2 protein-coding genes are annotated in these 593 nt (G+C 41.0%); both read left to right on the forward strand.

The genetic code is table 11. The annotated features are described in order from the left end of the window. Nucleotides 1-241: GDP-mannose 4,6-dehydratase (locus I6F48_RS21225; protein ID WP_197120251.1), on the forward strand; the 241-nt coding region annotated here is incomplete at its 5' end. 1 nt (nt 242) lies between these two features. Next, nucleotides 243-593, forward strand: a 351-nt coding sequence (locus I6F48_RS21230) for a sugar nucleotidyltransferase (protein ID WP_197120252.1), incomplete at its 3' end; no start/stop codon positions are given.

Consider the following 593-nt stretch of genomic DNA (forward strand, 5'->3'; position numbering starts at 1 on the left):
CCCGTACTCAGAGCAGATAACGTACGTGACAGATCGCCCTGGTCACGATAGACGTTATGCTATTGACTCGTCAAAAATGAGTACAGAGCTAAACTGGACACCAATAGAAACCTTTGAAACAGGCCTACGTAAAACGGTTCAGTGGTATTTAGATAATCAAACGTGGTGTCAAAACGTACAAGATGGTTCATATCAGCGTGAGCGTCTGGGCGAAATAAATATGACAGCTAAAGGAAAGTAGCATGAAAGGAATTATCCTTGCTGGAGGCTCCGGCACTCGGCTTTATCCTATAACGATGGGCGTATCTAAACAGTTACTCCCAATTTATGATAAACCAATGATTTACTATCCGCTTTCTGTATTAATGTTAGCGGGAATACGTGAAATCTTAATTATTACTACACCTGAAGATCAAGCGTCATTTAAACGATTGTTAGGTGATGGCTCACGCTTTGGTGTTGAGCTTAGTTACACAATACAACCAAGTCCTGATGGTTTGGCTCAAGCGTTTATTTTAGGTGAAGAGTTTATTGGCTCTGACGACGTTTGCTTATTGTTAGGCGATAATATTTTTTATGGGCAAGGGTTCTCA

This window comes from Pseudoalteromonas sp. SWYJ118, assembly GCF_015864505.1.
In the GTDB taxonomy this organism is placed as follows: Bacteria; Pseudomonadota; Gammaproteobacteria; order Enterobacterales; family Alteromonadaceae; genus Pseudoalteromonas; species Pseudoalteromonas arctica.